Raw genomic sequence first — 17,069 nt, 5'->3', positions numbered from 1 at the left:
AATATGACCAATAAGCAATGAAAACAATAAAACAATTTTTCTATTTAGTTTCACCTTTTTGGGGGCGGCGTGCCGCCCTTTACTGCTGGTTTCTATTGATTGTCTCTTTGACCTTAACCCTGTCATCCGTCTGGTTTAACGTCAAAATGAATGAATGGAATGGTAGTTTCTATAACGCATTACAACAACTTGATGGACAAGCACTCTACAAGCTTCTTCAACAATTTGTCATTATTATTGCAGGATTAATTACTGTCGTAGTCATGGGCGATTTCTTACGCCAAAAAATGGTTATTCGCTGGCGCGAAGGCATGACTGAACAAGTGCTCGATCGCTGGTTATCAAAAAACAGTAAACACTATATGTTAAGACTGACTTCTCAAGAGCCTGATAACCCGGATCAGCGTATTGCAGAAGATATTCGTTTACTGATCGAATCAACAATGCGTTTAACTGTCACATTCTTGCACTCGTTACTCACACTTATCTCTTTTGCCACCATTCTTTGGTCACTGTCTGGCGCTATCTCTTTCACATTAGGTGGTAGTGAGTGGACAATTCCCGGCTATATGTTCTGGGCTTGTATTATCTATACCATTATCGGGATAACCATTACGCAGTTTATTGGCTCACCATTGCGTAAAATTAATATGGATAAGCAACGCAAAGAAGCTGATTACCGTACAGCACTCATCACCCGTAAACAACATGGTGATGCGATTGCCGGTCAGCGTGGTGAAATAAGTGATCGTAATGAATTAATGGGGCGTTTTTTAGGTGTCATTCGTAACTGGAACAACCTTATTCGCTACGAAAGAAACCTGGCCTTCTTCACTGTCGGCTATCAACAAACCACTGCGATGGCACCGATTATTTTTGCCTTACCTAAATTCCTTGCTGGCGAGTTAATGCTAGGGGGATTAATGCAATTAAGACAAGCCTTCTCTAGTGTTGCAGGTGCATTAAGTTGGTTTATCTTCTCATATAAAGAGATTGCTGCATGGCAAGCAACGGTGACCCGTCTTTATAACTTCGTGATACTTCTAGAGCACGATCATGAGCCAGAAGTCGCAGATTTAAATGATAAACAGATTAAATTGAAGGCTAATCTTTCTCTGTTTATGCAAGATGACAGCCTGTTAATCCAAGATATTAATTTCTCGGTAAAAGCAGGTGAGTTAACCGTTATTGAAGGTTGCTCTGGTTTAGGTAAATCAACACTGCTTAGAGCATTAAGTGGGCATTGGCCTTATTTCAAAGGGGAAATTCAACGCTCGCCAAATGTGTGTTGGATCCCACAACGTATGTACCTGCCTTTTGCACGTTTAGACAGCTTGCTCGCTTATCCTTGTCAGCCTAATCAATTCTCCGCTAAAGAGTATGAAGAAGCCCTTCATTTGGTGGGCTTAGACAAAATAAAAAATCAACTTTCACTGGAAACAGATTGGACAACACGTCTATCAGGCGGTGAGCAACAACGTCTTATTTTTGCCCGTTTATTACTCAATAAACCAGCACTTATTTTATTAGATGAAACCACCTCTGCACTTGATGAACAAAATGCATTGAACATGTTGCAGTTGCTAAAACAACATCTGCCAACCGCAGGTATTGCTTTAGTGAGCCACCAGCGTTTTACACATCTAATTGCAGATAATGTGATTTCACTCAAATCCCCTACCGTGTCCTCCTCTCAACCTGTTGGAGTTACCGAATATGTATCGTAAATTACTGATTGTTTCAGTCAGCCTTTCACTTTTAGGGTGTGCGGCAAGCACTCCTAATCAAAATGACAAAAGTACGTTATTACTGCGTCCTGATGTTCGCCATTTTACCCTAGATAATGGTTTAGACGTCTACTTACTGCAACGCCCACAACCCGGTGTTGAAATGCGTCTTTTGGTAAAAAGTGGCTCTGTTCAAGAAGATGAAAAACAGCTTGGTTTTTCACACTTTACTGAACATATGGCATTTAAAGGTACAACACATTTTCCAGGAACAACGGGCTTTAAACAACTTGAAAGCCTAGGCATGAAATTAGGTAGTCATGTCAATGCCGTAACAAGTTTAAATGCAACGACTTATAAACTGTCATTACCGAATGCAAACCCGATCCAAATTAAGACGGGGTTAAAAATCTTATCAGATTGGGCATTTGAAATGACATTTGACCCTATTGAGTTTGATAAAGAGCGCCCTGTTATTGTTGAAGAGTGGCGTTTACGCCAAGGTATTGGTTTTCGTATTAACCGCCAGTTAGAAGAATTGCGTTACTACGGTAGCCGTTATCTAGATCGTGATCCTATTGGCGATTTAGAAATTGTTAAACATGGCGATGTGAAAGATGCAAAACGCTATTACGATACTTGGTATCAACCAGAAAGAATGGCGTTAGTACTGGTCGGTAACTTCAATCAGGGCGATGCCATTGCCGATATTAAGCAACTGTTTAATGCGAAAAATAGCGAAAACAAAGGAATTGATGATCCTGCTTGGCACAATTTTATCGACCATAAAGATCTACTGGTTAAAACAATTTTCGACAAAGAACAAGGTTCACGTATTTTACAGTTCACCTTGCAACGGACTTTGCCAGCACCTTTAAATAGCCGCCAAGGTCAATATGAAGATTTAATGGATTCATTATGGCTATCAATTTTAAATCAACGTTTCTCCACTATCGTTGATAATGGATTAATTGCGTCTATTAGCGCCAATACTCAAGGTGCAATGTTAGATGCTCGTCGTTCACAACAATTGATGATTGCACATCCTAAAGGTAATGATTACCAAGGCGCATTAGATATCTTATTTACAGAAGTTCAACGCCTCGCCTCTGTACCCGTTACTCAAGAAGAATTAGATAATGCTCGCAACGCAATGCTAAAACGCCTAAGCCAACAAGCTGCGGGGGAAGAGCGTTATGAGCACGATTATTTAGCCAACCAAATCACCACAGCCATTGAATTGGAAATGCCAATTCAAACTAAAAAACAGGCACTCAATTTAAGCTATCAATTAATCAATAAAGTGACCCCTGAAACATTGTCAGCTTATTTTTCTCAATATCTAAAACAATCTTCGCCACGCGTTGCTGTGATTGGTCCGGATAATGATGCTAGTTTGTTTAATGCAACTAAAGCAGCACAACGTTGGCAAGAAATTAGACAGTCAAATCCAGGCGCATTTACCCTAAAAACGCAAGCTGTTGTATTAGATATTAAACCTAAACTCACAGGTTCAATTGTTTCCACGCAATCACTCCCTATTGAAAAAACACAACAGTGGACACTGAGCAATAACGTAAAAGTGATTGTGAAGAATGACAGTTATCTCAAAGATAATATTCAAGTTTCACTGCGTATTCCGGGCGGTTCTTCACTTGAAACCAATCAAAGCTTAGGGATGGTGCAATGGGCGTTAAAACTACCTGAAGTCAGTGGATATGGAAATTATAATGCGCGTGAATTAGCATTATTTACCAAGCAACACCAAATTAGCTTGCGCCCTTATAGCGAACTGTTATTCCATGGTTTTCGTGGCGAAGCGCCAATTGATGAACTTGAAACCTTACTCACATTAATGCATCTAAAAGTGACTTCTCCACAGTTTAATGGCGAGAAGTTAGAGCAACAAAAGCAAGCAATGGCATTAGGTCTTTCAAAAACCCCCGTTGAACGCACATTCTTAGATAATATCAATAAAGAAAGTTATCAAAATGGTGAACGCCTTGTCGTTTCACCTCAAGGTACTTGGAAACAATTTACAGCCCAACAATTACAACAAACAAACCAAATGATCTTAGGACAACCTGCTGATATGACTTTAGTTATCAGTGGCCCTGTCAATCTAAATCAAGTTAAACCGCTTGTTGAACGTTGGATTGCGAGTTTGCCAATACGTTCAGAGCAACGCTTATTTTGGGCAGATCCTGCGATTAACCCTAAACTTACCTCGTTTAGCAAAACATATCCTATTGCAAGTAGTGATAAGAGCATGATTAGCATTCAATATGCAGCACCTGCTCAATGGTCACAACAACGCGTATTAGCGCTAAATTTACTCGATACCGTGATCAGTCAACGTTTAAGACTCAACCTACGTGAAAAAGCTGGTGGTATTTATTCACTTGGGTTCTCTGAAATGTTAACGAAAGTGCCGACAAGCTACTATACTGGTCGTTTAAACTTTACGGCATCACCTGAGCGCGCTGATGAATTAATTACTCTTGCTCGTAAAGTCGTGAATGAAGTAAAACAGTCAGGCATTACAGATAAAGAGTTACAAGAGGCTAAAAATATCTGGCTAACTGAAAATTCACAGGTAAATGACAGTGCAAGTTATTGGACAGAAGCTCTTGCACAAGTTGCAACTGATGACCAACAGTATCAGCGTTTACTCACTGATCCTGCCATGATAAAAACATTAACTGTTAACGATATAAATCAAGTGGCTCGTCAATGGTTAGGTGAGAATGAAAAGGTATTTAAATTAACCCCTGCTAACAAAAAATAAGTCTTATCTCGTTAAAAAGAGAACGCCCAGTTTAAATAACCAACTGGGCGTTTATTCATCAATTTTAATCAAATTACAGTAATTAAATTCAAATTTATTGACTATTAGATTTATTAATCTTTTTTAACTGCAAACCGACCACTACCTAAAAACATCACCGCAATCGCGGCAAATAAATAAAAGCCTGCACTTTCAGGAGCCCATCCCCCTGTTTTAGGGTTTAATGCAAATAGATCACCAGAATGAACCATCAAAATAGCAACAAACATCGTACCGGCTAAAACAAATGCTGAAACACGAGTAAATAAGCCAATGATCAGTAAGATAGGTGCAACGACTTCCCCAATCACCGTACCGTAGGCAATAAAGGCGGGTAGATTAAAATTAGCTAACATCCCCTGAATACCTGCTAACCCACCCGGTTCCATTTTATGAAGCCCATGTAATAACATTAAAACTCCAAGAGAAACACGTAATACCAATTTACCTAAGTCAGAACAGTCAACAAGTTGATTAAATTTATTAATCATAACGTCTCCAAATTCAAAATAGTGATGTGTGTTTTTAATACGTATTTGTAGGTACACTATATTATATGATGAAATATTATGAATGAGTGTGATTTTTATTATCACTATTTGTTCTCATTAAGTAATCACTTAGATTATTATTGCTTTATCGCCCTCTACTCACCTTTTCCATGATTAAGATCACAACTTGTTAACATAATAAACTCTTAATCACTCACTTCTCGTTATGCTAATAGATATCTCATCTGACCAGTCTGAAAAGGGTATCTGATGGCACATTATTCTCATCTATTTTCGCCTCTTGATTTAGGGTTTACTGTACTTAAAAACCGCATTCTTATGGGCTCTATGCATACTGGACTTGAAGAAAATCCGAATGATGCCCCAAAACTTGCACAGTTTTATGCCCAACGCGCAGCTGCTGGTGTTGCATTAATAGTGACTGGGGGGATCTCTCCTAATAAACAAGGCGTGTTATTACCACACGCTGCAACATTAATGTCTGAAAACCAACTAGCGACTCATCAGCTTGTTACTGATGCCGTTCATCAGCAAGGAGGCAAAATTGCTTTACAGATCTTGCATACAGGTCGTTATAGTTACCAACCTAACTTAGTTGCCCCTTCGGCTATTCAATCGCCAATAACCCCTTTTATGCCAACAGAAATGAGTCATGAACAAATTGAACAAACTATTAATGACTACATTCGCTGTGCTCAATTAGCCCAAAAGGCGGGCTATGATGGTGTTGAAATAATGGGCTCTGAAGGCTATTTGATTAATCAGTTTTTAGTCAGCCACACCAATCAGCGAGACGATCAATGGGGTGGTAATATTGAAAATCGTTGTCGCTTCGCTTTACGCATTCTTGAAGGCATAAAAAAAGCTGTTGGTGATCACTTTATTATTATTTATCGTCTTTCTATGTTGGATTTAATTAAAAATGGTTCAGATGCATCAGAGGTACTTTATCTTGCCAAAGCCGTTGAAAAAGCCGGCGCCACAATGATCAATACAGGGATCGGTTGGCATGAGGCACGAATTCCAACAATAGCGACCATGGTACCGAGAGGCCAATTTGCGAATGTAACGCGTGAATTAATGGGTAAAGTGAATATTCCACTGATTACATCCAACCGAATTAACACACCACAAACCGCAGAAGCTATTTTGGCAGAAGGTTGTGCCGATATGGTTTCAATGGCTCGCCCTTTTCTTGCTGATCCTGAGTTTGTACTTAAAGCACAACAGGGGCGCGAAGATGAAATCAATACTTGCATTGCTTGCAATCAAGCGTGCCTTGATGAAATATTTTCAGGGCAAACAGCATCTTGTCTTGTTAATCCTTTCGCGTGTCGAGAAACCGAACTTCTGGTTACTCCAACTCAACAACCCAAAAAGTTAGCTGTTGTTGGCGCAGGACCTGCGGGATTATCTTTTGCTATAACAGCGGCTAAACGTGGTCACCATGTAACACTGTTTGAAAAAGAAGATGTTATTGGTGGGCAGTTGAATATTGCTAGCCAAATTCCCGGAAAAGAAGAATTTAAGGAAACCTTACGCTACTTTAAACGACAGCTACAACTCACTGGTGTGATTGTTAAAAATAATACCGAAGCGACTCCTCATCATCTTGAGCACTTTGACGAAGTTATTTTAGCCAGTGGTGTTACGCCCCATAGCCCTGACATTGAAGGACAAGATAATGAGATAGTTAAAACTTACCTTGATGTTTTAAAACACCATCAACCAGTGGGTAAAAATGTAGTGATCATTGGTAGCGGAGGTATTGGCTTTGATACGGGTCTTTATCTTACTCAAAAAGGGCAATGCAGTAGCCTAAGTCCTTGTGCTTTTAACAAAGAATGGGGCATTGATCCAACGCTTTCATATCGTGGTGGTATAAAACCAGAAAATCACTTAAAAGATGATAATAAACAGATTGTTATGACTCAACGTAAAGCCGGAAAGATAGGGTTGAATTTAGGTAAAACAACGGGTTGGATACATCGGCTAACATTAGAGAAAAAAGGCGTTAAATTCTTAACAGATTGTCATTATCAAAAAATCACACCAGAAGGTCTTGTGATTGAACAAGATGGAAAACAACAGCTTCTTATGGCTGATAATATTATATTGTGTACGGGGCAACGCGCTTATCACCCTCTATTCGCACCTCTAGAAAAAGAAAACAAAATTGTTCATCTTATTGGCGGAGCAAAAGATGCACGCGCATTAGATGCAAAACGCGCTATTAGGCAAGGAACCGAATTAGCTCTCAATATTTAATCCTTTCCAGTGCTTGAGCAAAAAGAAACCCCACATAAATGTGGGGTTCTATTTTTTATTATTGATTATTATTTTTACAGCTCTTCCTGTCTTACTACTTACCCTTTTTACCCATTATTTTTTTCAGTTAATGGATTATCTGAAATACGATTATCTTCAGCAATACAGACTGTTGCAGTAAAGAGAACATCCGTAGCTGAATTCAATGCTGTTTCTGCTGAATCTTGTAACACACCAATCATTACCCCCACTGCAACCACTTGCATAGCGATATCATTGCTAATACCAAACATGCCGCAAGCCAGTGGAATTAACAGTAAAGAGCCGCCCGCAACACCCGATGCACCACAAGCACAAATCGCAGCAACAAGACTTAATAACAATGCGGTTGGCACATCAACAGGCATACCCAATGTATTTACTGCGGCTAATGTCAAAATAGTGATAGTAATTGCCGCGCCACCCATATTGATGGTCGCACCTAATGGAATTGAAACAGAATAAGTATCTTCGTTTAAATTCATACGGCGACACATTGCCATATTCACAGGAATATTTGCCGCAGAGCTGCGTGTAAAGAAAGCCGTTACACCGCTTTCACGCAGACATGCCCATACTAATGGATATGGGTTACTACGAATTTTCCAAAATACAATTATTGGATTCACAACTAAAGCGACAAACAGCATACAACCAATCAGAACAGCAAGGACATGCAAGTAACCTGCTAAAGCTTCAAAGCCTGTCGTTGCGATAGTTGATGACACTAAACCAAAAATACCAATAGGTGCTAAACGAATAACAACACGGACTAAGTTTGTCACTGCATCCGCTAAATCTTGCGTTAAGGCTTTAGTGGTATCACTTGCGTGGCGTAATGCCAGACCTAAACCGATAGACCACGCTAAAATGCCCATATAGTTACCATTGATAAGCGCATCAACAGGGTTTGCGACCACATTAATTAATACGCCTTTAAGCACTTCAGCAATATTCTCAGGTGGTGACAATTGTGATTCACTAACAACTAACGTTAAAACTGATGGGAACACAAAACTAGCAACAACTGCGGTTAATGCAGCAAAGAATGTTGCTAACAGATATAAAACTAATACGGGGCGAATATTCGATTTTTGCCCTTGACGATGATTAGCTATCGAAGCCATAACGAGTACCCATACTAAGATAGGCGCTACAGCTTTCAGTGCGCTAATAAACAGAGTACCTAATAGACTCATCATCTTGGCAACTTCTGGTGCTAACCAAGCCAGTAAGATCCCTGCAACTAAACCAACGAGTATTTGTTTAACGAGACTTCCCTTAAAGAACAGGCTGAAGACTCTGGATTGTTGTTTATCCATAGCTATTCCATTACTTAAAATAATATTTAAAAAAGGCATTTTTGAGTGTTTGCAATGCCAGTATAAGGAATTGAATCGCGCTGAAAAGCTGATTATGCAAAATATACAGCATTAACCGTTATTGTTAACAAATAAATAACATATCTGTGATCATAATAGGATTTTGTTCTTTTTAGTATACCGATCGGAAATGAAAGAAATTATTATTATCAGTAGGTTATACCTAATCATCTTACTTGTTTTTTATTTTATTTCTCTGTTTTTTGATTTTCTTAATCAACCATCCCTCTTTTTTATTAACATTATCACTAACAATTATCTACCGTGCTCATCTTTGAATTGAATAAATAATAAACAAGAAAGTCAAACAAGATAACGTTTTATTTCTCTCAATTAATATTAAAAATTTATCTTTTATGATCGCTATAAAATAGAAAACACCCCATTGTATTATCCATCCTCTTGAGTTTTTCTCTTTAAAAACGCCCTATTCTGAACTCAAAAAGAGATTTAATGTCTATTTTTCGAGATCCAATATCCATGTGTAAGTAATATCGTTATTGAGTTAAAAAATTTTCTGTCTAGTTTTTCCTGATTTTGTTAGAGTGTTGCTGTTTTAAACAATGAAAAATAGACCCTATGAAGTAGAAAATGGGTAAGTAGATTACAACACCTATTGATTTTATATTTACCCCCAAATGACTCAGTTTTAGGAAGCCTTTTATATGGAAATCGTAAGAGAGCTATTCTTGGCGCTATGGCACCAAGATTACGAAACCTTAGCTAATCCTTCATTAATATGGATTATCTACATTTTATTATTCACCATACTATTCCTAGAAAACGGAGTATTGCCTGCAGCTTTCTTGCCTGGAGATAGCTTGCTAATTTTAGTGGGCGTGTTAATTGCTAAAGGTACAATGGATTTTCCATTGACCTTACTCATTTTGACGGCAGGAGCGAGCCTAGGGTGTTGGTTGGGCTACCTTCAAGGTCGATGGCTTGGAAATACTAAATTAGTACGCAGTTGGCTATCACATCTACCAGAACATTACCACCAGCGTGCACATGGACTTTTTCATCGTCATGGCTTAGCCGCATTACTTATTGGTCGCTTTTTAGCGTTCGTTAGGACATTGTTGCCAACAATTGCAGGCCTTGCTGGATTGAACAATACTCGCTTTCAAATTTTCAACTGGTTAAGTGGGCTTTTATGGGTCGGCATACTGACCACATTGGGTTATATGTTAGGTAATAGCCCACTATTTCGTCAGTATGAACATCATTTAATGAATATCCTTATGCTATTACCTGTTTGCCTATTAGTAATAGGATTAATTGGTAGCATCTGGGTTGTCATCAAAAAGAAAAAAGTGAAAGCATAAGATCTATCAAATAATATAAAGATTTTCCTACTGACATAAAAAACAGTAAGAAAAATGACAAAGGCCTACTTCATTTATTGGAACAGGCCTTTATTTCATTTTGCTATATACTCGCCTTAACATCGCCTCATCCCTTTAACTGTGGATATCCATTAAGATTTATCTCTTTTTTTTACCAATAAGTCGTTATTTAATTTCATTAAGTGGTAAAATTGGTCTATTGTTATAAGTATCACATCGATATCTATTAAAGGAGTTACTTATGTCTCATCAACATTCGAATGAAGATCTGCGCAGTGAATTGAAATCTCTTGCTGATACTCTAGAAGAAGTACTGAACTCCTCTGCAGATAAATCCAAAGAAGAGCTCCAAAGTCTACGAGCCAAAGCAGAATCGGCAATAAAAGGTTCTCGTGCAAAACTCAGTGATGCAGGTAGAGAGATTGTCGATAACACCAAAGAAATCGCCGGAAAAGCAGATAACTATGTTCGTGAAAATCCATGGACAGGTATCGGTATTGGTGCGGCTGTTGGTGTTGTTCTTGGTGTTTTACTAGCAAAACGCTAATTTATAATGAGTGATACTCAAAGACCACAGGGCCCCGCATCCGGGGTTCTGAATTCTCTCAGTAAGATTGGCGCTATCATGATAGGCATGGTTGAAACTCGCCTACGATTAATCGCCATAGAACTGGAAGAAGAAAAAACCACTCTGATCCAGCTTATTTTAATGGCTGGTGTTACTTTGTTGCTCACCGCCTTTGGCTTAATGAGCCTACTTATTCTGATTTTTTGGATTATTCCACCTGAATATCGAGTCTATGCTTTAGCCATCACAACGGCGACTTTACTTCTCTGTGCGCTCATTGGCGGCATCATGACATTAAGAAAAGCGCGAAATTCTACCTTGTTAGGCGATACTCGCCAGCAATTAGAATTAGATAAACGCCTTTTGGAGCAATATCATGATGAACAGACAAAATAAACAGGCGATCCTCGCAAGACGTAAAAAGCTGTTGTTGAATAAAATTCAGCAACAGCGCTCTGACTTAGGACAAAGCACACAAACTTGGCTTGATGTAACAGAGCCTTATGATAAAGCATGGCGAATTTTAGTTTCCTTAAAACCGGCGCTTTTAGTGGGAGCTAGTTTTATTTCTCTTTACAGCATTAAGCATCCTAAAAAAATCATACGATTAGGGCAACGCGCGATCGGTGCAATTGGCTTAATTCGTACGATCCAAAAGTCCTTCAAAAAAACCTCTGATTAATCTTCAATTTTTTTGTCCAAGAATGTTAATTCTTCTTAATATCCTCTCCGCTCAATTCACATTATTGTATATCTCACACCGTAGCCGTGGTTATTAATTCTAAAAATAGAAAATTAACCAACGAAAATACAAATATAAACAGATATACATTGCAGATAATAGAATTTGATTAGGAATAAACATCATGAAAAAATTTGAAGACATTGCGTTATTAATTGCCCGTATTTTAATGCCGATTTTATTTATCAGCGCAGGCTACGGAAAAATTGGTGGTTACGAAGGTACACAACAATATATGCAAGCAATGGGCGTTCCCGGTTTCTTATTACCACTGACTATTCTATTAGAGTTAGGTGGTGGATTAGCCATCTTATTTGGTTTCTTAACTCGCACCACAGCAATTTTTACCGCGGTCTTTACTCTCTTAACCGCATTATTGTTCCACAGTAATTTTGCTGAAGGCATGAACCAATTAATGTTTATGAAAAATATGACCATTGCCGGCGGATATTTATTACTCGTTATCACAGGCCCAGGTAAATGGAGCTTAGATCGTATTCTCAATAAAAACTGGTAATAATAAGTTTAGAAATAAAAAAGATCCCTTAGGGGATCTTAAACTCAATAAGGAACCCTATGTTTTAGGCATAGGGTTCTTTTTTAACGATATTAGTATAATTTTTCATTAACTTCTTTTCTGTTATCCCCACAATTACTCTGTGAGCGATTATCTCTAAACATAAAAATTATCTAATAACAAAACTATTTTTTATCATTCGCAAAGAGTTTAGGTATTTCACGTAGACACCACGATTTAGCTTCGCCCATGCTGTCTCTGCGCCATGCCATAATAATATTATTTTCATGATGATATTCAGGGCCAACAACACGTAAGCGCCCTTCTTTGATGTCATCTTCAATTAAATCAATCGGCATTGTCGCGACACCTAAACCTGCAATTAATGCTCGGCGTTTATCTTCAATCGAACTGACCGTTAAACGGCGCTGTTTATCTAACAACAATACTGTCAATACAGGGCGTTCTCTTGCTGTATCTGCAATCGCAATGCCTCGATATTTCAAGCGAGTTTCTTCGGCTAATGGCTCAGGTTCGTTATGGATGGGATGATCTGGGCTGGCAACGTAAACGCTAGTGGTATTGTATAAAGGGCGGAAATTAATTTCTGATGAAGTACGAAAATGCATATCGGGCGAAATCACAATATCACATTTACCACTTTCTAAACTTTCCCATGCCCCCGCTAATACTTCAGTAACTAAGGAAAGTTGCGTATTTGATTTTTCAGCCAGTTTATCAACCAAAGGAAAGAGTCTAGATGCTGGAGTAAGCGCTTCACAAACAATAGTGATATGAGGCTCCCAACCCCTTGCTAAGGCTTCAGCGTCTGAGGTTAATTTGTCAGCAGCCTCAAGTAATATACGCCCTCTATCAAGTAGCATTCTACCGACATTAGTAAATTTTGTTCTATGGCCAGAACGGTCGAAAAGAACAACATCTAAATCTTCTTCTAATTTTTGCATGGTATAACTGAGCGCCGATGGAACTCGATTTAGTTCATCAGCAGCCGCTGCAAAACTCCCTCTACGATCAATGGCATCCATCACTCGTAAAGATTCCAACGTAATGGCTTTGTCTTTACTCATTATACTTATCTCTATCAAATAATTTGATTATAGGCACCAGATTAACTTGCTAACAATAGACAGTCCATACCTCTATGATAAATATATTGATAACCTACTCGAAAAATACCGCTATGATAAAATACAGAACAGCACAACAGTGTGGTAAAGCGGATTATGGTTGGCTACAAGCTCGCTACACATTTTCCTTTGGCCACTACTTTGACCCTCATTTTTTAGACTATGGCACGCTAAGAGTTCTCAACCAAGAGATGCTTGCACCAAATTCTGAGTTTAAAGCAAAGACTTACCCTCATGTTGATGTGGTTAATCTTATTCTTCAAGGGGAAGCAACATACCTTGATAATATGGGACGTACTGTGACGGCAAAAGAAAATGAGTGCTTACTTATTTCACCGCATAATACTGATACATATATAGAGAAAAACAGTAGTCCTGATACGCCATTAACCCGTATTCAGTTGTGGTTAAATGCTTGTCCACAACAAGAAAGTTTAGCCTCACAAAAATTGGTATTAGATGAAAAATTAAAATATCAATTATTAGCTTCACCAACCGGTGATGATGGCTCGTTAATGTTAAGGCAAACCATTTGGCTTTATCATATTCATTTGCAAACAGGCGATGAAATCACACTGCCAATAAAAGGACAGAAAGGCTTTTTACAATCCATAAAAGGTGGTACCTATTTGCAAACGTCAACACAAGAAAATGGGCAAATCCAGTGTGGCGATGGCGCTTTTATTCAAGATAGCCACAGCATCACGTTAAAAAGCTCGGCTGAATTTCGTGGCTTGTTTATTGATATTATTTCGTGATAGTTGATTTAGATTGGCTTAAAAACAGAAAACCCTCGAAACACAATGTGAATCGAGGGTTTTTTATGAGGTGAGTTGACCGTTAAGCCGGGTTCTGTCGTGGACAACCATTCATCTAGGCCAGAACTTGCGCGCTGGCTCAAGCAACCTACCCGGGTTCAATGCGGGCCGCACCATAAGAACCCCTATTTGGTCTTGCTCCGGGTGGAGTTTACCATGCCACAAACTGTTACCAGTTGCGCGGTGCGCTCTTACCGCACCCTTTCACCCTTACCTGATCCTGTAAACAGGCCATCGGCGGTTTACTCTCTGCTGCACTTGTCGTAGGCTCGCGCCTCCCAGACGTTATCTGGCACCCTGCCCTGTGGAGCCCGGACTTTCCTCCCCTCTATCCGTCTCCCCCGAAGGGACAACGATAAAGCAGCGGTTGTCTAGTCAACTCAGGGTGCGGATTATAGGGATTTTGGGAGAAAATGTATAGCGAAAGAAGCTAAAAAATCACTTTACTCGTCTTGAGCTTCACCATTTTGCTCAATGACATGTTTATAGAGTGCATTTTTCTTCACACCATAAATCTCAGCAGTGACTGCCGCCGCTTTTTTCAGTGGTAGCTCTTTTTGTAAAATCGCGAGTGTTCGTAACACTTCTGGTGAAAAATTATCATCAACCGGTTTTTCATACCCTTCAACAATTAATACCATTTCACCTTTACGGCGGTTTTCATCTTCAAGCACCCATTTCAGTAATTCCCCTACAGGCATACCTTGAATAGTTTCCCACGTTTTTGTGAGTTCTCTCGCTAATACTACATAGCGATCTTCACCCCAAACTGTCACCATATCAGCTAAACTATCTAGCAATCGATGTGTTGATTCATAAAAAATCAATGTGCGAGGTTCTTCTAACAATTCACGTAGGCAATCTTGGCGGCTTTTTGTTTTGGCTGGTAAAAAACCTTCATAACAAAAACGATCAGAAGGAAGCCCTGCGGCAGAAAGTGCCGTAATAGCAGCACAAGCGCCAGGCAGTGGCACTACATCTATGCCATTTTTACGGCATTGATTGACTAAATGATAGCCAGGATCGTTAATTAATGGTGTACCTGCATCAGAGACTAATGCGATACTTAGCCCCTGTTGTAATTTGCTAATTAATTGATCTGCTTTTTGCTGTTCATTATGATCATGTAACGCATACAAACGTGCGTTAATGGCAAAGTGCTGTAATAGAAGCCCTGTATGACGGGTATCTTCTGCAGCAATTAAATCGACATGAGACAGCACATCAAGTGCCCGCTGGGTGATATCGCCCAGATTACCAATAGGTGTGGGTACTATGTACAGTGTGGATGTCGTTACCGCTGCTCGATTAGGTTGATTCATTGTTTATTCCGAATGACCGATTTAAAATTGAGCATAATTATAAAACATCACTGGGTACAGTATGCTTTCCTCAATTTTTGTGCGTTTTAAAACAGGTTTATCCTATACTGCGATACTCTCTGCGCTGATTATGTCAGGTTGTACCCTGACGGGGCAACAAGAACAACCTCTCACTCCAGCTGCAAAAGCAGAAATGGAGATGAAACAATATCAAAAAGTAATTGATGATGCTCAAGGGCTAGCATCTTTAGATGTTATTAGAGCCTATATTGGGTTAGAAACATTAATTACTGATCCTCAACTGCGTCAAAAAAATATTGATGATACATGGCTCACACTAACCAAACTCACACCAGAGCAACGCCGTAGTGTGGTTATCAAAGCAGATGAAAATACGCTGCAAGGTTGGTTAGATTTACTCAATACCTATGAATACAACAAAGATGATGCTGATAAATTATCAACAGCAGTCAGAGAATGGCAGACTCGCTATCCTCGTAATCCAGCTGCATTAACACTTCCAGCTTCATTATTACGTCTTTCACAACCTTCTGTAAGTACGAATAGCCAAATCGCATTATTATTACCTTTAACAGGGCAAGCGAAAGTCTTTGGTGAAGCCATTCGTCAAGGCTTCCTTGATGCGCAAAGTGGCTTACCACAACCACAAGCGATGCCTGAATCTCAAACACCTAAAAACGATGATAGCCTAGCTTCAATTTTAGAAGAATTAGGCATTAGCCATACTGAAACTTCTGCAACAAATTCAGATACAACGAAAGAATCCACTGACAATAGTGAAACCAATCAAGTAAAAGAAGAAAAAGGAACGGATACTTTTTCAAGTAATATGAGCGTTCAGCTTGACCCTATTGCTCAAAACTCTCGCCAAGTGATTGTTTATGATACCAATAGTCAGCCTATTGATGTGTTACTGAAAAAAGCACAACAAGATGGTGCCAACTTAATTGTCGGTCCACTACTAAAACCTGAAGTCATGAAAACCATTGAGCTTCAAAGTGGCTTACCCGTATTAGCATTAAATGAGTTAGATACGATCCCTTCTGCAACTACTGTCTGTTTCTTCTCTCTTTCGCCAGAAGATGAAACCCGTAATGCGGCACAGCATTTGCGTCAGCAACAAAAAGCAAATCCATTAATTATTGTTCCAGATAATAAATTTGGTCAAAGAATGGCACAAACTTTTGCTGATGAATGGCAACGTACAGGTGGCGGTACTGTTTTACAACAAACCTTTAGTTCTGTTGAAAGCTTAAAAGCATCGATTAATCGCGGTGTCGGTATTCGCATGACAGGCACACCGGTTTTACCAACTGCTAATGCACCTTTACCATTAGAGACTCAATCTATTCCATCTGCGGGTGGTGCGATTGATTCGGTTTACATCATTGCGACTAGCGATGAATTAACCTTAATTAAGCCAATGATTGATATGGCGATCAGTACCCAAAAGCGTCCACCCATTTATGTTAGCTCACGCAGTAACCAAGGTGGAACTGGTCCTGATTTCCGTATGGAGATGGATGGCATTCAATTTAGTGATATTCCATTGATGACTGGCGCTAATTTGCCGTTAATGCAAAAAGCATCCAGTAAATTTGCGAACGATTACTCATTAATGCGTCTTTACGCGATGGGAATTGATGCATGGTCATTAGCAAACAATTACAATGATCTAACAAAAGGCACATTACATTTTAATGGTATTTCAGGTTCATTACATGTTGAAAACAACTGTACTGTTTATAGACAACTTCCTTGGATGCAATTTAAACAAGGTAAGATTGAACCGGTTACACAGTAATAAAAGTATTTAATTATCATTAAAATAA

At 39.1% G+C, this 17,069-nt stretch carries 14 protein-coding genes and 1 other RNA gene; 10 read left to right on the top strand and 5 right to left on the bottom strand.

The window, feature by feature from the left end:
* Positions 1-17 precede the first annotated feature (17 nt).
* Together H1225_RS00740 and H1225_RS00735 are read left to right on the top strand one after the other, a co-directional pair.
* Positions 18-1,727, top strand: coding sequence for an ABC transporter ATP-binding protein/permease (locus H1225_RS00740; RefSeq protein WP_161727600.1), 1,710 nt, complete (start codon positions 18-20; stop codon positions 1,725-1,727).
* Positions 1,717-4,515: a M16 family metallopeptidase gene (locus H1225_RS00735; protein ID WP_161727601.1), complete on the top strand. Its 2,799-nt coding sequence runs from the start codon at positions 1,717-1,719 to the stop codon at positions 4,513-4,515. Before H1225_RS00740 ends, H1225_RS00735 begins: the two co-directional genes overlap by 11 nt.
* A 113-nt stretch (positions 4,516-4,628) precedes the next feature.
* Here the strand turns inward: H1225_RS00735 and H1225_RS00730 are convergent, their stop codons facing one another.
* The gene (locus H1225_RS00730) at positions 4,629-5,045 is read right to left on the bottom strand and encodes a DoxX family protein (protein WP_109399343.1); all 417 of its coding nucleotides are present in this window, start codon (positions 5,043-5,045) and stop codon (positions 4,629-4,631) included.
* 270 nt (positions 5,046-5,315) lie between these two features.
* Between H1225_RS00730 and H1225_RS00725 the strand changes: the two genes are divergently transcribed.
* A complete protein-coding gene (locus tag H1225_RS00725) occupies positions 5,316-7,334 on the top strand; it encodes an NADPH-dependent 2,4-dienoyl-CoA reductase (protein ID WP_161671104.1) in 2,019 nt (672 codons plus the stop codon).
* A 107-nt stretch (positions 7,335-7,441) separates the two neighbouring features.
* On the opposite strand, the gene sstT is transcribed toward H1225_RS00725, so the two are convergent.
* A complete protein-coding gene (gene sstT, locus H1225_RS00720) occupies positions 7,442-8,695 on the bottom strand; it encodes a serine/threonine transporter SstT (RefSeq protein ID WP_109399345.1) in 1,254 nt (417 codons plus the stop codon).
* A gap of 725 nt (positions 8,696-9,420) precedes the next feature.
* On the opposite strand from sstT, the gene H1225_RS00715 reads away from it, so the two are divergent.
* The 5 genes from H1225_RS00715 to H1225_RS00695 all read left to right on the top strand — a co-directional run bounded on the left by H1225_RS00715 (position 9,421) and on the right by H1225_RS00695 (position 11,928).
* Complete coding sequence (locus H1225_RS00715; protein ID WP_006535289.1) at positions 9,421-10,080, top strand: DedA family protein; 660 nt, start codon at positions 9,421-9,423, stop codon at positions 10,078-10,080.
* Between the two features lie 262 nt (positions 10,081-10,342).
* A complete protein-coding gene (locus H1225_RS00710; RefSeq protein WP_006535290.1) occupies positions 10,343-10,648 on the top strand; it encodes an ElaB/YgaM/YqjD family protein in 306 nt (101 codons plus the stop codon).
* Between the two features lie 6 nt (positions 10,649-10,654).
* Positions 10,655-11,065: a phage holin family protein gene (locus tag H1225_RS00705; RefSeq protein ID WP_006535291.1), complete on the top strand. Its 411-nt coding sequence runs from the start codon at positions 10,655-10,657 to the stop codon at positions 11,063-11,065.
* Positions 11,046-11,351: a YqjK-like family protein gene (locus tag H1225_RS00700; RefSeq protein WP_229096478.1), complete on the top strand. Its 306-nt coding sequence runs from the start codon at positions 11,046-11,048 to the stop codon at positions 11,349-11,351. Before H1225_RS00705 ends, H1225_RS00700 begins: the two co-directional genes overlap by 20 nt.
* Before the next feature lie 184 nt (positions 11,352-11,535).
* Positions 11,536-11,928 carry a DoxX family protein gene (locus tag H1225_RS00695; RefSeq protein ID WP_072063747.1) on the top strand — a complete coding sequence of 131 codons (393 nt, stop codon included), beginning with the start codon at positions 11,536-11,538 and terminating at the stop codon, positions 11,926-11,928.
* Positions 11,929-12,113: 185 nt separating this feature from the next.
* Here H1225_RS00695 and H1225_RS00690 read toward each other — a convergent pair whose 3' ends face one another.
* Complete coding sequence (locus H1225_RS00690; protein WP_006535295.1) at positions 12,114-13,016, bottom strand: LysR family transcriptional regulator; 903 nt, start codon at positions 13,014-13,016, stop codon at positions 12,114-12,116.
* 113 nt (positions 13,017-13,129) lie between these two features.
* Between H1225_RS00690 and H1225_RS00685 the strand changes: the two genes are divergently transcribed.
* A complete protein-coding gene (locus H1225_RS00685; RefSeq protein ID WP_109399347.1) occupies positions 13,130-13,834 on the top strand; it encodes a pirin family protein in 705 nt (234 codons plus the stop codon).
* A 67-nt stretch (positions 13,835-13,901) separates the two neighbouring features.
* On the opposite strand, the gene rnpB is transcribed toward H1225_RS00685, so the two are convergent.
* Together rnpB and rsmI are read right to left on the bottom strand one after the other, a co-directional pair.
* Positions 13,902-14,277, bottom strand: an RNA gene (gene rnpB, locus H1225_RS00680) — RNase P RNA component class A.
* A gap of 60 nt (positions 14,278-14,337) precedes the next feature.
* On the bottom strand, positions 14,338-15,216 hold the full coding sequence (rsmI, locus tag H1225_RS00675) for a 16S rRNA (cytidine(1402)-2'-O)-methyltransferase (protein ID WP_006535297.1): 879 nt from the start codon (positions 15,214-15,216) through the stop codon (positions 14,338-14,340).
* Between the two features lie 61 nt (positions 15,217-15,277).
* On the opposite strand from rsmI, the gene H1225_RS00670 reads away from it, so the two are divergent.
* Entirely contained in the window at positions 15,278-17,041 is a 1,764-nt protein-coding gene (locus H1225_RS00670; RefSeq protein WP_161727605.1) for a penicillin-binding protein activator, read from the top strand.
* The last annotated feature ends 28 nt before the right edge of the window (positions 17,042-17,069 follow it).

The sequence above is a fragment of the Proteus penneri genome (genome assembly GCF_022369495.1).
Lineage (GTDB): Bacteria > Pseudomonadota > Gammaproteobacteria > Enterobacterales > Enterobacteriaceae > Proteus > Proteus penneri.
Note: the sequence above shows the minus strand (reverse complement) of the source record. Positions and strands in the feature narration are given on the sequence as shown.

Coding starts and splice junctions, on each gene's coding strand:
- H1225_RS00740 (WP_161727600.1), top strand. CDS start 18: ATGAAAACAATAAAACAATTTTTCTATTTAGTTTCACCTTTTTGGGGG.
- H1225_RS00735 (WP_161727601.1), top strand. CDS start 1,717: ATGTATCGTAAATTACTGATTGTTTCAGTCAGCCTTTCACTTTTAGGG.
- H1225_RS00730 (WP_109399343.1), bottom strand. CDS start 5,045: ATGATTAATAAATTTAATCAACTTGTTGACTGTTCTGACTTAGGTAAA.
- H1225_RS00725 (WP_161671104.1), top strand. CDS start 5,316: ATGGCACATTATTCTCATCTATTTTCGCCTCTTGATTTAGGGTTTACT.
- sstT (WP_109399345.1), bottom strand. CDS start 8,695: ATGGATAAACAACAATCCAGAGTCTTCAGCCTGTTCTTTAAGGGAAGT.
- H1225_RS00715 (WP_006535289.1), top strand. CDS start 9,421: ATGGAAATCGTAAGAGAGCTATTCTTGGCGCTATGGCACCAAGATTAC.
- H1225_RS00710 (WP_006535290.1), top strand. CDS start 10,343: ATGTCTCATCAACATTCGAATGAAGATCTGCGCAGTGAATTGAAATCT.
- H1225_RS00705 (WP_006535291.1), top strand. CDS start 10,655: ATGAGTGATACTCAAAGACCACAGGGCCCCGCATCCGGGGTTCTGAAT.
- H1225_RS00700 (WP_229096478.1), top strand. CDS start 11,046: ATGATGAACAGACAAAATAAACAGGCGATCCTCGCAAGACGTAAAAAG.
- H1225_RS00695 (WP_072063747.1), top strand. CDS start 11,536: ATGAAAAAATTTGAAGACATTGCGTTATTAATTGCCCGTATTTTAATG.
- H1225_RS00690 (WP_006535295.1), bottom strand. CDS start 13,016: ATGAGTAAAGACAAAGCCATTACGTTGGAATCTTTACGAGTGATGGAT.
- H1225_RS00685 (WP_109399347.1), top strand. CDS start 13,130: ATGATAAAATACAGAACAGCACAACAGTGTGGTAAAGCGGATTATGGT.
- rsmI (WP_006535297.1), bottom strand. CDS start 15,216: ATGAATCAACCTAATCGAGCAGCGGTAACGACATCCACACTGTACATA.
- H1225_RS00670 (WP_161727605.1), top strand. CDS start 15,278: ATGCTTTCCTCAATTTTTGTGCGTTTTAAAACAGGTTTATCCTATACT.